The organism is Conexibacter sp. JCM 18997 (assembly GCF_055391915.1).
In genome coordinates, this window is record NZ_AP043885.1 from 3,681,340 (window position 1) to 3,697,107 (window position 15,768).

17 protein-coding genes are annotated in these 15,768 nt (G+C 73.5%); 8 read left to right on the forward strand and 9 right to left on the reverse strand.

Features of this window, described 5'->3' with window-relative positions; translation table 11 throughout:
* Nucleotides 1–41 precede the first annotated feature (41 nt).
* Nucleotides 42–1,862, reverse strand: a complete 1,821-nt coding sequence (locus ACZ5UI_RS18565) for a PKD domain-containing protein (protein ID WP_464189648.1) — start codon at nt 1,860–1,862, stop codon at nt 42–44.
* 164 nt (nt 1,863–2,026) lie between these two features.
* On the opposite strand from ACZ5UI_RS18565, the gene ACZ5UI_RS18570 reads away from it, so the two are divergent.
* Nucleotides 2,027–3,112 (forward strand): hypothetical protein, encoded by a 1,086-nt coding sequence (locus tag ACZ5UI_RS18570; RefSeq protein ID WP_464189651.1) that lies wholly within the window; start codon nt 2,027–2,029, stop codon nt 3,110–3,112.
* 9 nt (nt 3,113–3,121) lie between these two features.
* On the opposite strand, the gene ACZ5UI_RS18575 is transcribed toward ACZ5UI_RS18570, so the two are convergent.
* From ACZ5UI_RS18575 to ACZ5UI_RS18595, 5 genes are read right to left on the reverse strand one after another with little or no spacing between them, the layout of a single operon-like run.
* Nucleotides 3,122–3,814, reverse strand: a complete 693-nt coding sequence (locus tag ACZ5UI_RS18575) for an acyltransferase (protein WP_464189653.1) — start codon at nt 3,812–3,814, stop codon at nt 3,122–3,124.
* Nucleotides 3,807–4,790: a Gfo/Idh/MocA family protein gene (locus tag ACZ5UI_RS18580; protein WP_464189655.1), complete on the reverse strand. Its 984-nt coding sequence runs from the start codon at nt 4,788–4,790 to the stop codon at nt 3,807–3,809. The genes ACZ5UI_RS18575 and ACZ5UI_RS18580 overlap by 8 nt, the downstream gene beginning before the upstream one ends.
* On the reverse strand, nt 4,787–6,034 hold the full coding sequence (locus ACZ5UI_RS18585; protein WP_464189658.1) for a nucleotide sugar dehydrogenase: 1,248 nt from the start codon (nt 6,032–6,034) through the stop codon (nt 4,787–4,789). The genes ACZ5UI_RS18580 and ACZ5UI_RS18585 overlap by 4 nt, the downstream gene beginning before the upstream one ends.
* Nucleotides 6,035–6,064: 30 nt before the next feature.
* Nucleotides 6,065–7,726 (reverse strand): phosphodiester glycosidase family protein, encoded by a 1,662-nt coding sequence (locus ACZ5UI_RS18590; protein WP_464189660.1) that lies wholly within the window; start codon nt 7,724–7,726, stop codon nt 6,065–6,067.
* Nucleotides 7,727–7,769: 43 nt separating this feature from the next.
* Nucleotides 7,770–8,309, reverse strand: coding sequence for a hypothetical protein (locus tag ACZ5UI_RS18595; protein WP_464189662.1), 540 nt, complete (start codon nt 8,307–8,309; stop codon nt 7,770–7,772).
* A gap of 116 nt (nt 8,310–8,425) precedes the next feature.
* On the opposite strand from ACZ5UI_RS18595, the gene ACZ5UI_RS18600 reads away from it, so the two are divergent.
* A complete protein-coding gene (locus ACZ5UI_RS18600; protein ID WP_464189664.1) occupies nt 8,426–8,746 on the forward strand; it encodes a hypothetical protein in 321 nt (106 codons plus the stop codon).
* Here the strand turns inward: ACZ5UI_RS18600 and ACZ5UI_RS18605 are convergent.
* A complete protein-coding gene (locus ACZ5UI_RS18605; protein ID WP_464189666.1) occupies nt 8,724–10,151 on the reverse strand; it encodes an oligosaccharide flippase family protein in 1,428 nt (475 codons plus the stop codon). The two genes, ACZ5UI_RS18600 and ACZ5UI_RS18605, sit on opposite strands and share 23 nt — an antisense overlap.
* Nucleotides 10,152–10,210: 59 nt before the next feature.
* On the opposite strand from ACZ5UI_RS18605, the gene ACZ5UI_RS18610 reads away from it, so the two are divergent.
* From ACZ5UI_RS18610 to ACZ5UI_RS18630, 5 genes are all read left to right on the forward strand, one after another.
* A complete protein-coding gene (locus tag ACZ5UI_RS18610) occupies nt 10,211–10,438 on the forward strand; it encodes a FitA-like ribbon-helix-helix domain-containing protein (protein WP_464189668.1) in 228 nt (75 codons plus the stop codon).
* A 5-nt stretch (nt 10,439–10,443) separates the two neighbouring features.
* Entirely contained in the window at nt 10,444–10,842 is a 399-nt protein-coding gene (locus ACZ5UI_RS18615) for a type II toxin-antitoxin system VapC family toxin (RefSeq protein ID WP_464189670.1), read from the forward strand.
* Between the two features lie 90 nt (nt 10,843–10,932).
* On the forward strand, nt 10,933–11,757 hold the full coding sequence (locus ACZ5UI_RS18620; RefSeq protein WP_464189672.1) for a WecB/TagA/CpsF family glycosyltransferase: 825 nt from the start codon (nt 10,933–10,935) through the stop codon (nt 11,755–11,757).
* 11 nt (nt 11,758–11,768) lie between these two features.
* The gene (locus ACZ5UI_RS18625) at nt 11,769–13,016 is read left to right on the forward strand and encodes a nucleotide sugar dehydrogenase (protein WP_464189674.1); all 1,248 of its coding nucleotides are present in this window, start codon (nt 11,769–11,771) and stop codon (nt 13,014–13,016) included.
* Nucleotides 13,013–13,966: an NAD-dependent epimerase/dehydratase family protein gene (locus ACZ5UI_RS18630; RefSeq protein WP_464189677.1), complete on the forward strand. Its 954-nt coding sequence runs from the start codon at nt 13,013–13,015 to the stop codon at nt 13,964–13,966. Before ACZ5UI_RS18625 ends, ACZ5UI_RS18630 begins: the two co-directional genes overlap by 4 nt.
* A gap of 1 nt (nt 13,967) precedes the next feature.
* On the opposite strand, the gene ACZ5UI_RS18635 is transcribed toward ACZ5UI_RS18630, so the two are convergent.
* Nucleotides 13,968–14,267 carry a hypothetical protein gene (locus ACZ5UI_RS18635; RefSeq protein ID WP_464189679.1) on the reverse strand — a complete coding sequence of 100 codons (300 nt, stop codon included), beginning with the start codon at nt 14,265–14,267 and terminating at the stop codon, nt 13,968–13,970.
* 89 nt (nt 14,268–14,356) lie between these two features.
* On the opposite strand from ACZ5UI_RS18635, the gene ACZ5UI_RS18640 reads away from it, so the two are divergent.
* Nucleotides 14,357–14,773: a hypothetical protein gene (locus ACZ5UI_RS18640; RefSeq protein ID WP_464189681.1), complete on the forward strand. Its 417-nt coding sequence runs from the start codon at nt 14,357–14,359 to the stop codon at nt 14,771–14,773.
* A 4-nt stretch (nt 14,774–14,777) separates the two neighbouring features.
* Here the strand turns inward: ACZ5UI_RS18640 and ACZ5UI_RS18645 are convergent, their stop codons facing one another.
* Nucleotides 14,778–15,689, reverse strand: a complete 912-nt coding sequence (locus ACZ5UI_RS18645; RefSeq protein ID WP_464189683.1) for a nucleotidyltransferase family protein — start codon at nt 15,687–15,689, stop codon at nt 14,778–14,780.
* Nucleotides 15,690–15,768: the final 79 nt, after the last annotated feature.

Sequence of the window (15,768 nt, forward strand, 5' to 3'; positions counted from 1 at the left end):
AACGCGATCGCGCCGCATCGAGCGGCCGATTTCGCCCGCGGTCAGCGCCGACGCGGCGCCAGCAGCGTGAAGGTCGTCGTGCGCCGGGCCTCCGAGGTCGTCGCGGCGTTGCGCAGCACGACGACCGCCTGGACCTCGAGCCGGCGCGCTCCGGCCAGCAGCCGGCGGCCCGATCGGGGCAGCGTGAGCGCGATCCGCCCGCTCTGCCCGTCGGCCAGCGAGAAGGTTCCCTTCCCGAGCGTGACCTTCCGGCCGCGGACCGTCGCGTTGACCGCCACCGCGGCGTCGTCGCACGGGCCGGCCCCGGCCGTGCACACGGCGGTCAGCTCGGGCAGGGTGACGCGGCCCGCACGGGTCGCGCGCACCACGCCGGCGCCCCGGCCGGTGAGCTCGGGCGCGACCCTGGAAGCGGCGGGCGTGACCGGCAGCGGATCGACGCTCGGGCTGGTCGGCGCGACGGGCGCGGCCGGCAGCGGGACGAACGGCGGCGCGACCGTCACCGTGCGCGTCGCCCCGGCCCCGGCACCGCCGTTGCAGGACACGGTCGCGCCCGTGTAGGTGCGCTGCGTGGAGCAGCCCTGGTCGTCGGTCTCGGTGACCGTGACCGTGTAGGTGCCGTAGTCGGCGTAGTCGTGCGCGGTGATCGGCCCGCCGTCGGCCAGCGTCGTGCCGTCGCCGAAGTCCCAGTCGTAGCGGACGATGTCGCCGTCGGGATCGGTCGAGCCGGTGGCGTCGAGCGCGACGGTCTTGTTCACCGGCTCGGCGGTGAAGCTGGCGGCCGGCGGCTGGTCGGGCGAGAGGACCACCGCGCCGGTCAGGTAGTTCGTCGGGCCGACGGCGACGCCGCCGTCGGCCTCCGCGAGCGCCCCGGTGTCGTCGACGGTGAAGCGGCGGATCAGGTTCGCGTCGCGGTCGCGGACGTAGAGCGTGCCCGCGTCGGTGCTGACCGCCAGCCCGCCGTAGGCGATCCGCGAGCCGAACCCGAAGGTGGCCACGTCGGTCATCGACGCGCCGTTGGCGAAGGTCTTGATCGAGGTGCGGGCGCCGTTGTCGCGCACGGCGAAGGTGAACGGCCCGACCGGGCTGGCCGCCACCGGACCGCCGGCGAAACCGCCGAGCGACAGCGCGCTCGGCGCGCCGAGCGAACCGTCGGCGGCGATCGGGTAGGCGGGCGCTTCGATCCATGCCGCGTCCTGCACGATCAGGCGCAGCGGCGCGGTGGTGATCGTCAGGGCCTGGGGCGAGCCGAACCCGCCGGACACCGACGTGTCGACGCGCCCGCTCGGCGTGCCGTCGGCGCCCAGCGCGAACGTCCCGATGACGGGGTCGACGAAGTCGGGATAGGCGACGTACAGGTGGCCGCCGTCGGGGCTGACCGCGATGTCGGTCACGTCGGCCGGGCCGGCCACCGGACCGCCGACCGCGGCGAGCTGCCCGTCGGCGTCGATGGAGAACGTCCGCACCGTCCCGCCGTAGTCACCGAGGTACAGGAACCGCCCGTCCGGGCTGACCGCCACGGCGGTTGACGAGCTGCCGGCCGCGACCCGCGTGTCGTGCTCGAGCAGCCCGTCGTCGCGGACGCGCAGGACCTCGACGCCGCCGCCGGCCCGGCTGTCCAGCGCGATGAACGCGAAGCGCCCGTCGGGCGAGAGGGCCAGGTCCGTCGGGGTGTCGGTGCCGGTGCTGGTGTTGCCGATGGCCGTCAGCTCGCCGTCGCTGCCGACCGCGTAGGCCTCCACGGACGGCGGCGCGGTGGCGGTGCTGATCGCGTACAGCGCGCGCGGTGCGGCGTCGGCGACAGCGGGGACGAGGGCGGCCGCAGCGGCAACGGCGAGCGTGGTACGGCACAGACGGGTCAGCATGCGGTCCGCGACGCTACTGCCTCAGATCCGGATTCCCGCTCGAACGATCGTCCAGATTCTGGGGCTGCGCTCACGGATGTTCGCGTGCGGACCAGCACTTGACTTACTGAACATCGCTCGGTTGAGTTACGCCGATCATCACAGCTGGCAAGGAGAGGCCACCGATGAACGCAGCACGGGTTGGACGGGCAACGCGACTGGTCACCGCCGCCGCGCTGGTGTGCGCGACGCTCCTGGCGGTGCAGGCCGCCCACCCGCCACGAGCCGACGCCTGGGCCTGGAAGGACACCTGCATCCTGATCGGCTTCAACCAGACCGGCACGCAGAGCTCGGTGCGTCCCGTGCTCTACACGCCCCTGCTGCCCAGCCCGACGGCGATGGCCGTGTTCGTCGCCTTCGCCGCCGTCGGCCTGCCCACCAACGAGGGCACGACGTTCTCGAACTTCGGCATTCCCGTCCCCACCTACGGCTGCCACACGCTGATGCAGTTCATCAACCCCGGCGTCAACGTCTCCTGCGCCTACAACGCGCCGACCACGGGGGCCAACCACTTCGACTGCAACGGCACGGCCAAGGTCACGATCACCAAGGACGACGACGACATCGTCGGCGAGGTGCGGTTCGGCTTCGGGGCGCCGGACCCGATCGACCCCACCACCGACGCCGACGGGGACGGGGACAGCGACAGCCACGCGCCACCCACGCTCGATCCCGCCACGCAGCCGCCCGCGCTGCGCCCGAGCGAGCTCCCGGGCGACGACTGGGTGACCAGCCAGGACCCCACCGACCTGGGCCGCGCCGGTCAGCTGATGATGGAGGGCGACCCGCCGGCGGGCTGCTCGGACACCGGTGACCTGCTGGCGCCGTCGGTCGTGCGCGCGTCGCTGCTGACCCGCCACGGCGGAGCCGAGGGCGTCGGCGCGGTCGACCAGCTGCAGGCCAACGCCGCCGACGCCGCCGCGGCCGTGCGCGACGTCCTGTCGGCCAAGAGCATGAGCTGCCTGTCGCAGCTGCTGGCCTCCGGCGACCCGCGGTCCGACGTGTCGCTGCAGAGCGTGCCCGACCGGCTCCTGGGCGACGACGCCTCGGGACGCCGACTGCGCATCAAGCGCGGCGACAGCACCGACTACCTGGACATCATCGCCCAGGCCAGCGGCCGCCACGCGCAGGTGCTGATGCTGGCCGGCGACGACGATCCGCTGCCCGGCCCGGTGACCCTCGCCGCGCTGCGCCGCGTGGGCGGCAGCTGACTCGGGGCACTAGCGCCAGTGCTCGAGCAGGTCCTCGTCGGGCACGTCGCGGATCACCCGCGCGGGCACGCCGAGCGCCACGCCTCGAGCCGGCACGTCGCGCGTGACCAGCGCGCCGGCCGCCACGAAGCCCTCTTCGCCGACCTCGACGCCGGGGGTCAGCACCGCGCCGCCGCCGATGCGGCTGGCCCGGCGCAGCGTCGCGCCGCGCAGGACGTACTCCTTGCCGTGGCGGCTCATCGTGTCGTCGTTGGTGGTCATCGCGCAGGGACCGACGAAGACGTCGTCCTCCAGCAGCGAGTGGGCGGTCAGGTAGACCATCGTCTGGACCTTGCAGCGGGCGCCGACGGTGACGTCGTTGTCGACGCACGTGCCGCGGCCGATGACCGTGTCCGCGCCGATCTGGGCGCGCTCGCGCACGTAGGTCTGGTCGCCGATGATCGCCCGGTCGCCGATGCGCGCGCCGGCGAACAGGATCGCGCCGCTGCACACGGTGACGCGCTCGCCGATCTCCAGCGGCGGCGGGGCCGGCCGGCCGGCGGCGGCGCTGGAGCGGGCCAGCTTGGGCACCTTGCCGAGCACGACGTTGTCCTCGATCACGCAGCCGGCGCCGATGATCGTGCCGCCGTGCACGACGACGTTCTCGCCGAAGGACACGCCCTCGCCGACGACCACGCCCTCGCCGAGCGCCGGCTCACCCATGGGTCACCTCGCGCCGGGTCAGCTCGAGCTCGTCCTGCAGGCGCTCGAGCACGCGCACGACGCGCAGGCCGGAGGCGCCGTCGGAGACCGGCGTGGTCCCGTTCTCGATGCAGTCCAGGAAGTGCTGGCACTCCAGGCGCAGCGGCTCGGCCTTGGGCACGCTGGGCGACCAGATGTCGCGAGAGCGCATGACGAAGTCGTCGAAGCCCTTGTCGTAGATCGTCACCTTGCGCTCGAGGTCCATGTCGTCGAACGTGGCCATCTTCTGCGAGCCGACGACGGTGAAGCGGCGCTCCTTGTGCGGATCCAGCCAGCTCAGGTGCAGGTGCGCGGCGATCCCCGAGGGGAAGCGCATGAACCCGAACACCACGTCCTCGACGCCCGGCGTCATGTAGCTCTCGCCCCGGCAGGAGAACTCGTAGGGCTCCTCGTTGCCGGCCAGGTGCAGCAGCACCGAGATGTCGTGCGCGCCCAGCGACCACAGCGCGTTCTCCTCGGTGCGGATCTGCCCGAGGTTGAGCCGGTTGCCGTAGATGTAGCGGATCTCGCCCAGCTCGCCGGAGTCGACCAGCTCCTTGAGCTTGTTGACGCCCGGGTGGTACTGCAGCAGGTGCCCGACCATCAGCACCTTGCCCGCCCGCTGCGCGGCGTCCAGCGCGCGCTCGGCGTCGACCACGGTCAGCGCCAGCGGCTTCTCGACGAAGCAGTGCTTGCCCGCGTCGAGCACGCGCACGGCCAGGTCGGCGTGGGTGGGGACCGGCGTGGCCAGGACGATCGCGTCGAGCGTGTCGTCGCCCAGCAGGTCCTCCAGGTCGGCGGTCAGCCGCGCGTTGGGGTAGGTCGCGGCGAACTTCGCGCGCACCTCCTCGCGGCCGTCACACAGCCAGGCCAGCTCGCTGCCGGCCATCGCGTCGAAGTTGCGGGCCAGGTTGGGGCCCCAGTAGCCGAGGCCGACGACCCCGATGCGCAGGCTCACAGGCGGATCACGTTTCCGGTGGTGACCCCGCGGGTGACGCCGCGCAGGTCCAGGAGGGCGGGGACGCGGCCGGCGACCTCGGCGTGGTCGATGCCGGGATGCGCGGTGACGATCACCACGAGGTCGGCACCGTCGACGACGTCGTCCAGCGGCTCGTTGTGCAGGCCGTGCTCGCGCAGCTCGGGCACGAACGCGTCGTGGTAGTGCAGATCGGCGCCGAGCGCCTTCAGCAGCGCGACGATCTTCAGCGCCGGTGACTCGCGCGTGTCCGCCGTACCCGCCTTGTAGGCCACGCCGAGCAGGCCGATCTTCGCGCCGTTGACCGCCTTGCCCTGGTCGTTGAGCGCGCGTTCGACGCGGGCCACGCAGTGGTAGGGCATCTGCTGGTTGATCTTGCCCGCCAGCTCGATGAACTCGGTCGTCATGTCGAACTCGCGCGCGCGCCAGCTCAGGTAGAACGGATCCACCGGCAGGCAGTGGCCGCCCATGCCCGGGCCCGGCTCGAAGCGCATGAACCCGTAGGGCTTGGTCGACGCCGCGTCGACGACCTCCCAGATGTCGATGCCCATCCGGTCGGTCAGCATGGCCAGCTCGTTGACCAGCGCGATGTTCACGCTGCGGAAGATGTTCTCCAGCAGCTTGGTCAGCTCGGCCACCTCGGGCGTGGAGACCGGCACCAGCGTGTCGCACACCCGCCCGTACAGGTCCAGCGCGCGGTCGCGGCAGGCGTCGGTCAGGCCGCCGACCACCTTGGGCGTCGTGCGCAGCGTGAAGTCGGTGCGGCCGGGATCGACGCGCTCGGGGCTGAAGGCCAGGTGGAAGTCGCGCCCCGCCTTCAGGCCCGACTCCTCCAGCAGCGGCACCAGCTGCTCGCGCGTGGTGCCGGGATAGGTCGTCGACTCCAGCACGACCAGCTGCCCCTGCTGCAGCACGCCGGCCACGGCGCGCGCGGAGTCCAGCAGCGGCCCCAGGTCCGGCTCGCGGTTGTGGGTCAGCGGCGTCGGAACGGCGATGACGATCGCCTCGGTGCCGGCCAGGTCGGCGTGGCGGGTGGTCGCCTTGATGCGGCCGTCGACGCTGCGCAAGCGGTCAGAGGTGATGTCCTCCACGTAGGAGTCGCCCGCGCGCAGGGCGGCGATCTTGCGCTGATCGACGTCGAGTCCGACGACGTCGTGACCGACCTCGGCGAAAGCCACCGCCAGAGGCAGGCCGACGTAGCCCAGGCCGACGATCCCGATGCTCATGCGAGCGGAGGGTAGCCGCCGGGGGTGTCGCTACGAGCGGCGGCGGCGCACCACCAGCAGCGCGACGGCGGCGAGGGCCAGCGCGCCGGCACCGGCCGCGATCCATGCCCACGGCGAGGTCGAGCCGTCGGCGGCCGCCGCGACGGCGGGCGTGGCCGCCGCCGGCGTGGTCGTCGCGGCCTGGCGCACCGGCTGCTCGACCAGCGGCGCGCCGACGGTGGGCGCGCCGGCGGCTGCCGCCCCCGTCGTCGGGCCGGGCTTGCGGGCCACCGTGAACGGGTGGACGACCCGGTCGTCGGAGTCGGGGGCCCGGACCTCCACCGTCCAGCGGCCCGCGCGCGGCTTGGCGGGGGTGGCGATCGCGTGCGTGCCCGCGCGCTCGACGCCGTCCGTGACCAGGTAGGTCTCGCCCGAGGGGTCCAGCAGGCGCACGTCGACCCGCGCGCGGCGCTTGAGCGTGTAGGACAGCTGCGGCACGACGTCGCCGGCCGCCGGCTTGGCCACGCGCACGGCGCCGATCGGCTTGCGGTTGCTCTTCTTCGTGACCAGGTACGTGAGGACGGTGCCGACCGGACGCTCGTAGCCGTCGGACGGCTGGTTGAGGACCTGGCCGTTGATCGAGACCGCGGTCGAGCCGCCCGAGTCGAAGGCCATGGCGCGATCGGCGCCGCGGCTCTTGAGGTCCTGGGCGATCTCGGGCACGGTGAAGCCGGCCGAGCCGGCGCCCTGGTCGACGACGTAGTAGATGACGTGGCCGTCCTTGGTCTGCCCGACGGCGGTGCGCGCGTCGGGCGGCACGAGCTGGCCGTCGCTGAACTCGCGGTTGGCCGCGCGCCGGTAGACGATCCGGCCGTCGCGGATCAGGACGGGCCCGCCGCCGATCGCGTAGCGCGTCTTGGCCGTCAGCGGGCCGACGGTGTAGCGCATCCCGACCCGCTGACCCCGGCGCAGGCGCTTGAGCTGCTTGGCCGCCGAGCCGTAGGCCTGGAAGAGCATGTCGCTGCTGGACGCGGTGGGGATCCGCAGGGTCCCGCGGCCCGTCTTGACCACGCGCATCTGCGGCGCGGTGGCCAGGATCGCCGTCGGCTTGTGCTTCAGGCTGGAGCCGGGGCCGACGCGCAGCACGACGCCGGCGTCGCCGCCGGCCGGTGCGCTGGGACCCCAGCCGGTGTCGTAGGTGACGAGCGAGTCGGGCCGCTTGACGTTGACCTCGAAGGGCACCTTCCGGCCGCCGGGCAGCGTCAGCGAGCCGCGCGCCCGCGGGGTCGAGAGCGTGATCCGGCCGTCGTAGTCGATCGACAGCGCGGGGCGCCCGCCCTGGGGCTGGTTGTAGAGCTCGCCGTCGATCATCAGCATCCCGCTGGACTGGCCGGAGGCGTACTCGAACAGGTCCGCGTTGATGGCCACGGCGGTGCCGTAGCGGCCCAGCTCCTTGGAGGCCTTGCTCGTGGTCATCGTCCCCTTGGAGACGACCGCGCCGGGCAGGATCGGCTCCAGCACACGGCCGCGGCCGGGCTTGGGCATGGTCACCGTGGTGACGTTCGACGTGCGATCGGCGATCGTCACGCGCTCGTGACGGACGACGATCCCGCCGGGGTAGCGCTTCTTGGAGATCGGGGCGCGCTGGACCGCCGCATCGGCGGCGGGCGCGGTCAGCAGCGCGGCGGCGAGGACGGCAATGGCGATACGCATCGAACCGGTTCATCGGCCGCGAGGCCGCGGAGCTGAACGAGCGTCAGCGGTGGGGCCAGGAGCTGCGCGGCCGGTCGCCGTCCGGCTGGCGCAGCGCGCTGAACAACCGCTGCCCGAAGTCCGGGCGCAGCTCGTTGTGCTCGCCGCGCACGACCAGCGGGCCGTCGCGATCGAGCGTGAAGGTCCAGATCGTGCCCGTGGGCGTGCCCTCGGGCGCGGCGACGCCGGGATCGACCGACGCGGTGGTCACCCGGCGGATGCGCTCCAGCGGCAGCCACTCGGTGCGCATGGTGAACGCGCCCGCCGGCCCGGCGGCCAGGCCGCCCATCCACGTCGCGTACAGCTCGACCGCGGTCAGCGCCACGGCCACGACGGGCGTGTCGGTGGGCAGGAACGTGGCCCGGACGATCGCCGTCTGGTTGCGCCCGATGTCGGGGACGTTGCGGGCCAGGTGCGCGCCGGCGGCGGCCTGCAGCCGCTCGCGCAGATCCGGCGTGGCCGGCTGCGGGCAGTAGCGCGACCACTCCCGTTCGATCTCCTCCAGCCATTCACGGGCCAGGCCGGAAGCGTCGCTCGTCCTCATACGGACGCGAGCCTATGCGACGGCGTCGTGTTTTGGGTGTGACACGACATGGCCCGTTCGCGCCAGATCGGCGGCTTATTGGCGCTTCGTCTGCCAAGGTGCCCGGCATGGGAGTGATGGGCTGGGTCCTGCTTGGGTGGGTCGGCCTTGCCGTGATCGTCGTCGGGATGCTGGCGATGATCGGGCGGGCCGCGAAGCTGGAAGACAACGCGATGGAGCGGCGGGTGCTGACGCGTCGGGTCCGGGTCGGGCGGCGACATCGCCGACGCCGGCACGCCGAGCGGCGCAGCGACGACGCGCGCGTCGCGGCGCGCTTCCAGGGCACCGAACGGCGCGGCGCCGAGCGCCGGCGCATCGACCGGCGCGCGGATCCGGTGTGGCTGGATCGCACCGCGGTCGGCGCACCCGAGCCGCTCAGGCAGCGCGAGCCGGCCTGAACATGCGCGCGCTCGGCAGGCCGCCGAGCAGCGCCAGCACCACCGTGTAGGCGACGAGGCCGGCGATGGCCATCGGCACCGCGGGCACCGGCAGCAGGAAGGCCAGCGCCCCGACGCCGGCCGCGATCAACGGACGCGCCAGCGGCCACCACGCCGGCCGCAGCGCCGGCCGCACCAGCGCCAGCGCGACGCCGAACGCGATCAGCAGGCCCAGCTCGCCGACGACCGTGGCGATCGCGCCGCCGCGCGCGCCGTCCGCGGTGATCAGCACCGCGCCGACCGCGGCAGCCACGCCCACGCCGACCACGTTGACCCACATCAGCGTCCGCTCGCGGCCCAGCGACAGCAGCGCGAACCCCCAGGGCGCGGCCACGAAGGAGGCGGCCAGCGCCAGCCCCTGGATGCGCAGCACGGGGATCGCGCCGTCGAAGTCCGGTCCGGCCACGACCTCGATCACCGCCGGCGCCCCCAGCGCCAGGCCGAGCGCCAGCCCCACGCCGGCCGCCGCGCAGGCCAGCGTCGTCGTGCTCACCGCCGAGGCCAGGCCCTCCTCCTGCTCGAACACGGCGGCGCGCCGCGAGAACACCGGGAAGATCGCGCTGACCGCCAGCGCGGGCAGCGTCGACAGCACCTCGACCACGCGGAACGAGGCGCCGAACAGGCCGGTGTCGCGCTCGCTGGCCAGCAGCGACATCTCGACCACGGCGACGCGGAAGAACAGCGCGCTGGCCGCCGCGGCGATCGCGAACGGGATCGTCGCGCGCAGCAGCGGCGCCCACCGGCGGGGCTCGCGCCCCGGCGCCACGCGCCGGGCGCCCAGCGCCACGACCACGAAGCCGGCCAGCGCCGCGGGCACTAGCACCGCGAAGAAGGCCAGCAGGTCGGCGCCGAGCTCGACGCCCAGGACGATCAGCGCCGCGGCGGTGGCCTGGCGCACGAGATCGGCCAGCGCGATGCGGCCCGCGCGCAGACGCACGAGCAGGTCCATGCCCAGCGTCGTGCCGACGTTCTGCACGACGAGCCCCATCCCGGCCAGCGCCGCGCCCGCGACCATCGTCCACCCGTAGCCCGCGGCCGCGGCGAAGGCCACGACCAGCGCCACGCCGGCCACGGTCGCGGCCAGGCGCAGGCCGAGCAGGTCGGCCAGCAGCGGCCGCCGCGCGCCCTCCGGGGCGGTCGACAGCTCGCGCACGCCGAGCGTGGTCAGCCCGAGGTCGGTCAGCCCCTGGACGATCGCCACCAACGAGAGCACCGTCACGTAGCGGCCGGTGTCGTCGACGCCGAGGTGGCGGAACAGCAGCGCCACGGCGCCAACGGTCAGCAGCTGGCCGGCCAGGAAGCCGCCGGCCCGCAGCGCGCCGCCGCGCGCCGCCGCCTGGCCCTCGCGCGCGTCGGACGACTCCATCGGGGCCGAGGCTACATGCATTTTGGGTGCGGCGCACCCAGATTGGTAGCATCGGCGCGGTGAAGACGATCCAGGTCCGCAACGTCCCGGATGACGTCCACCGCGAGCTGCGCACCCGCGCGACCGCCGCCGGCACGTCGCTGTCGGACTACGTGCTCGAGGAGCTCGCGCGCGTCGCCCGGCGCCCGCCGGCCGCCGACGTCCTGTCGCGCGCCGCCGGGCGGTCGGGCACCGTGGACGTCGAGGCGATCGTCGCCGCCGTCCGCGACGGTCGCGACCGGCCCTGAGGCGCGTGCTCGTCGTCGACACGTCGGCGATCGCCGCCGCCCTGCTCAGCCCGAGCGAGGCGCTGCGCCGGCGGCTGGGCGCCGACGGCGACCTGCACGCGCCGCACCTCGTCGACATCGAGCTGCTGCACGCGCTGCGCCGTCTGATCCAACGCGGTGCGATCTCGGCCGATCGGGCCCAGGACCTGCGCAGCGACTTCGCGACCTTGGCGCTTGTGCGCTATCCGCATGAGCCGCTCAACGACCGCGTCTGGCAGCTGCGCGCCAACCTGACCGCGTACGACGCCGTGTTCGTCGCGCTGGCCGAGGCGCTCGACGTCCCGCTGGTGACCTGCGATGCGCGACTCGCCCACGCACCCGGACACGCCGCAAACGTCGAGCTCTACGACACCCGCACGCAGTAGGGTGGACAGATCGACCCGAGCCCGAAGACGGGCAAACTGCGACACCTTCGGGTGCGTCGCCCGTCTGAGCTACGGACTGTCCCCCGTCCGATGACCTCTTCCCTCGACCCAGAGCACTCCCCGAACCCGGCGCCGCCCGGGGCCGCCGCGCTGCGCCCGCCCGCGCAGCCCGTGGTCGGCGTGCCGCTCGCGCTGACCGACTACGAGCGCACGATGGACTGGATGGACGCCGTCGTGGCCGAGGGCGAGAAGGCGATGGTCACCGCCGCCGCCGTGCACCTGGTGATGGTCGCCCGCGAGGACGAGGCGACGCGCACGGCGATCGCCGACCCGCGCGTGCTCGCCGTGCCCGACGGGCAGCCGCTGGTGTGGGCCTTGAAGGCGCTCGGCCACGCCGACGCCTCGCGCGTGTACGGGCCCAGCCTGATGGCCGCCTACCTGGAGCGCTCGACGCGCACCGGCACCCGCCACTACCTGTACGGCGGCCGCAACCAGGGCGCGCTCGTGCAGCTGGTCAACGAGCTGCGGCGCCGCTACCCCGGGCTGCAGATCGTCGGCGGCTACTCGCCGCCGTTCCGCGCGCTGACGCCCGAGGAGGAGCGGTTCGTCGTCGACGACATCGCGCGCTCCGGCGCCGACGTCGTGTGGGTGGGCACCGGGCAGCCCAAGCAGGAGCAGTGGATGTACGCCTTCCGCGACCGCCTCGACGCGCCGATCCTGGCCGGCGTCGGCGCCGCCTTCGACTTCCACGCCGGCCTCGTGCCGCAGGCGCCGGGCTGGATGCAGGCCAGCGGGCTGGAGTGGGTCTACCGCCTGGCCCACGAGCCCAAGCGGCTGTGGCGGCGCTACGCCCGGTACAACCCGCTCTTCGTGGCCGCCTTCGCGCGTCAGTGGAACGCGCAACGCCACCGATAGCCTGAGTCGTCGTGCGCTACGACGTCTCCATCGTCGGCCTGGGCCGCATCGGCCTGCCGCTCGCCCTCTCCTTCGCCGACGCGGGCCTGCGGGTGCTGGGCATCGACAACGACCCCGAGCGCCTGGCCGCGTTGCGCGAGCAGCGCATGCCGTTCGACGAGCCCGGCGCCCAGGAGATCCTCCAGCGCGTCGAGCTGGGCCTCAGCGACCGCGTCTCCGACGCCGCGCAGGCCGAGCACATCGTGCTCACGCTGGGGACGCCGGCCTTCAGCCACATCGAGATCGACATGCGCGACATCCGCTCCGCGCTGGACGACCTGCTGCCGGTGCTCAGCGAGGGCCACGCGCTGCACCTGCGCTCCACGGTGGCGCCCGAGACGACCGAGTTCGTGGCCGGGTACCTGGAGAAGCACCGCGGCTTCACGGTCGGCGAGGACGTGTTCGTCGCGCACGTGCCCGAGCGCATCGCCGCCGGACGCTTCTTCGAGGAGGCGCGCACGCTGCCCTGCATCATCGGCGGGGTGGGCGAGCGCTCCGGCGAGGTCGCGGCCACGCTGTTCGCGGTGCTGGGCGCGCCGATCGTGCAGACCACGCCGGTGCAGGCCGAGCTGGCCAAGATCTGGACGAACATCCTGCGCTACGCGAACTTCGCGCTGCCCAACCTGCTGATGATGGACTGCGAGCAGCACGGCGCGAACGTCTTCGAGGTCATCGACCTGATCAACCGCGACTACCCGCGCGGCGGGATGGCGATGCCGGGCCTGACCGCCGGCACCTGCCTGCGCAAGGACTTCGCCTTCTCCGAGGAGCGCTCGCCCGCGCCGGGCATGCTGCTGGCCGTCCACCGCGTGAACGAGACCGTGCCCCGCTTCCTGGTCGAGGGCATCAAGCGGCGGATCGGCAAGCTGCGCGGCAAGAAGGTCGCCGTGCTCGGCCTGGCCTTCAAGGCCGGCACCGACGACGAGCGCGACTCGCTGGCCCACAAGCTCGTGCGCCTGCTCGAGCGCGAGCTGGCCGACGTGACCGTGCACGACCCGCACGTGGCCACGCCGACGTCGAGCTTCGACGAGGCGATCGACGCCGCCGACGTGGTGATCATGGCCACCAACCACCCCGAGTTCTGCAGCCCGGCGGCCCTGCGGGCGATCCGCAGCCAGGCCCGCGAGAACGCGCTGGTCGTCGATCCCTGGAACGGCTTCGGCGCCGCGCAGGTCTTCTCCTACGCGGCCGAGATCCAGGCGCTCTCTCCCTCAGCGTGAGCCGCGTTCTCGTCACCGGCGGCGCCGGCACGATCGGCCAGGCCGTGGTGCGCCGCCTGCTCGGCGACCCCGCCTGGGACGTGCGCGTGTCCGACCAGCGCACGCCGCCGCAGTGGGTGCGCGAGGGCTGCGAGGTCCACACCGGCGACCTGCGCGACCGCGCGCAGGCGCGCACGGCGATCGACGGCTGCACGCACGTCATCCACCTGGCGGCGATCGTCGGCGGCATCGCCAACTTCCACAAGCTGCCCTACACGCTGACCGACGTGAACAGCTCGCTGTACAACGGCGTCGTCGGCGCGGCCATCGACGCCGGCGTGGAGCGCTTCGTCTACGTGTCCAGCAGCATGGTCTTCGAGCGCGCGACCGAGTACCCGACCACCGAGGAGCACGTGTGGTCGGTGCCGATGCCGCGCAGCGCCTACGGGTTCAGCAAGCTGGCCGGCGAGGTGTGGGTGCGCGCCGCCCACGAGGAGCACGGCCTGCCCTTCACGATCTGCCGCCCGTTCAACGCCTACGGCCCGGGCGAGATGCCCGAGGACGAGCCGGGCATCGCGCACATGGTCCCCGACGTGATCCGCAAGGTGCTGGCCGGCGCGGATCCCCTGCCGATCTTCGGCGACGGCACGCAGACGCGGACGATCACCCACGCCGACGACATCGCCGACGGGATCGTCGCCGCGATGGCCAGCCCGGCGGGCCTGCACGAGGACTTCAACATCTCCGCCGCGGAGGAGATGACCGTGGCCGAGATCGCCGCGGTCATCTGGGAGGAGTGCGGCAACGATCCCGCCGCGCTGCGCTTCGAGCACCTGCCCAGCTTCCCGGTCGACGTCGTGCGCCGCTGGCCCTCGGTCGAGAAGGCCAAGCGCCTGCTGGGCTGGGAGTCGCGCATCGGCGTGCACGAGGGCATCGCGCAGACCGTCGCCTGGCTGCGCCAGGTCGACTGACTCACCAGGGCTCCGGTCCGGCCGCCCGGGCGGCCTCGGCCGCCGCGACCAGCCGCTCGAAGCGCTCGAACTCGGTCGCATCGAGGCTGGCGCGCACCGCGCCGCCGGCCGGGAACCACTCGCCGTCCTTCTCCATGCCGATCTGGACCTTGTAGCCGCCGTCGCGCTCGGGCCCCTTGACGCGCACCATCAGCGAGTCGACGTGGATGCGCTTGGCGTAGTCGGATTGGTCCGACAGCACCTCGAAGACCCGCCCGTCGAGGCGCAGGTACAGGTGGTCGACGAGCATCTCTTGAGCCATGGGCGCGAGCCTGCCCGACACGCCGGACGTTGATCGTCCGCTGGATCGGGTAGCCGTGTGGGAAGACTTCGAACACAGGAGCGACTTCCATGGGCCTCATCCCCGGACGCAGCAAGAGCAAGAAGCAGAAGGCCGTACGCGCGGCCGGCAAGGCGGGCAAGAAGGTGACGAAGGCCAAGGCCGTGCAGCAGGCGCCTAAGACCGCGGCCGCCGTGTGGGCCGGCAAGCGCAGCGGCAAGATCGTCAAGGGCGCCGCCGTGGCGATCGTGGCGATCGTCACGCTGCAGGCGATCCGCTCCAAGGTGGGCGGAAAGGGGGACGCGGCCCAGCCCGCGCCCTTTCCGGACACGACCCCCGTTCCCGATCCCGGACAACCCGCGGCCGGCTCGGCGATCAACGGCAGCGCGCCGCAGCCCGACCCCGCCGCCCCATACGCGCCACCCATCGCGTCGGGGACCACGCCGCCCCATGGGGACGCAGACGTGAGCGGCGACACGCCGAAGTAGCGCGCTACACCGCCGGTGGAGGGTCGTCGTCGCGCCAGGCGGCGACCCCCTCGGGCGCGTCGCGCAGCAGCCGCAGCGGCCGCAGCGCGTAGGTGGCGATCAGCCCACGCCGCCCGCGCCGGGCCAGCGCGTGGTGACGGCGCAGCTCGTCGGCCGGCGGCAGCACGCGGCGGGCCAGGATGGCCAGCCGCGACGTCGTGTCCGGCGCGTCCTCGATCTCCTGCAGGCGCTGGGCCACGGCCGGAGCGGCCACCAGATCGAGCTCGATGGCCCGGCCGCCTCGCGCCGGCAGGGCGAGGCGATCGGCGATCGCCGCGCCGCCGTCGATCCCCCGCAGCGCGGTGGTCAGCCCGTCGCGCGCGCCCAGCTCGTCGGCCAGCTCGCCGACCTGCGCCCACTGCGCGTCGGGCAGCTGCGCGATCACCCGGCGCAGGTCCTCGGCCACGTGCCGGTGCGCCGCGTGGACCGGGTAGTGCAGCGCGGCCAGCAGCGCCCGGAACGGGATCGACGGCGCCCGCAGCTCGCCCGCCGCCAGCGTGAACGGCTCGCGCTCGCGCCACAGCGCCGCCCAGAACGCCGGCGCCCCCGCCGTCACGTAGGCGTAGCTGCGATGCAGGTCGACGGTCACCGCGCCGTCGGCGGTCCAGTGCACCGAGTGCTCGTCGGGCGCCTCCTTGTCGCGCGCGCGCCCGGTGGCCGCCAGCACCGCCTCGGCCTCGGCGAAGCGGCCGGGGTCGACGGCCAGGTCCACGTCGCCGTAGGCGCGCCCGCCGTCGGGGTACAGCCAGCGCTCCAGCGTCGCGCCCTTCAGCAGGACCGCGTCGACCCCCGCCTCGTCCAGCAGCCGCCAGACGGCCAGCGCCTCGGCGTCGACGCGCAGCAGCTCGAGGACGTGCTGTCGGGGAGCCCCTTCCATCGCGCCGGATAGTGCCACGAACACTGCTGACAGCGCGTTATTGACTGCTCGTCATCAGCACGATACGGTCGCGCGCATG

Coding starts and splice junctions, on each gene's coding strand:
- ACZ5UI_RS18605 (WP_464189666.1), bottom strand. CDS start 10,151: ATGGAGTCGTCCGACGCGCGCGAGGGCCAGGCGGCGGCGCGCGGCGGC.
- ACZ5UI_RS18640 (WP_464189681.1), top strand. CDS start 14,357: ATGGGCCTCATCCCCGGACGCAGCAAGAGCAAGAAGCAGAAGGCCGTA.
- ACZ5UI_RS18575 (WP_464189653.1), bottom strand. CDS start 3,814: ATGGGTGAGCCGGCGCTCGGCGAGGGCGTGGTCGTCGGCGAGGGCGTG.
- ACZ5UI_RS18600 (WP_464189664.1), top strand. CDS start 8,426: ATGGGCTGGGTCCTGCTTGGGTGGGTCGGCCTTGCCGTGATCGTCGTC.
- ACZ5UI_RS18635 (WP_464189679.1), bottom strand. CDS start 14,267: ATGGCTCAAGAGATGCTCGTCGACCACCTGTACCTGCGCCTCGACGGG.
- ACZ5UI_RS18585 (WP_464189658.1), bottom strand. CDS start 6,034: ATGAGCATCGGGATCGTCGGCCTGGGCTACGTCGGCCTGCCTCTGGCG.
- ACZ5UI_RS18645 (WP_464189683.1), bottom strand. CDS start 15,689: ATGGAAGGGGCTCCCCGACAGCACGTCCTCGAGCTGCTGCGCGTCGAC.
- ACZ5UI_RS18595 (WP_464189662.1), bottom strand. CDS start 8,309: ATGAGGACGAGCGACGCTTCCGGCCTGGCCCGTGAATGGCTGGAGGAG.
- ACZ5UI_RS18570 (WP_464189651.1), top strand. CDS start 2,027: ATGAACGCAGCACGGGTTGGACGGGCAACGCGACTGGTCACCGCCGCC.
- ACZ5UI_RS18620 (WP_464189672.1), top strand. CDS start 10,933: ATGACCTCTTCCCTCGACCCAGAGCACTCCCCGAACCCGGCGCCGCCC.
- ACZ5UI_RS18565 (WP_464189648.1), bottom strand. CDS start 1,862: ATGCTGACCCGTCTGTGCCGTACCACGCTCGCCGTTGCCGCTGCGGCC.
- ACZ5UI_RS18590 (WP_464189660.1), bottom strand. CDS start 7,726: ATGCGTATCGCCATTGCCGTCCTCGCCGCCGCGCTGCTGACCGCGCCC.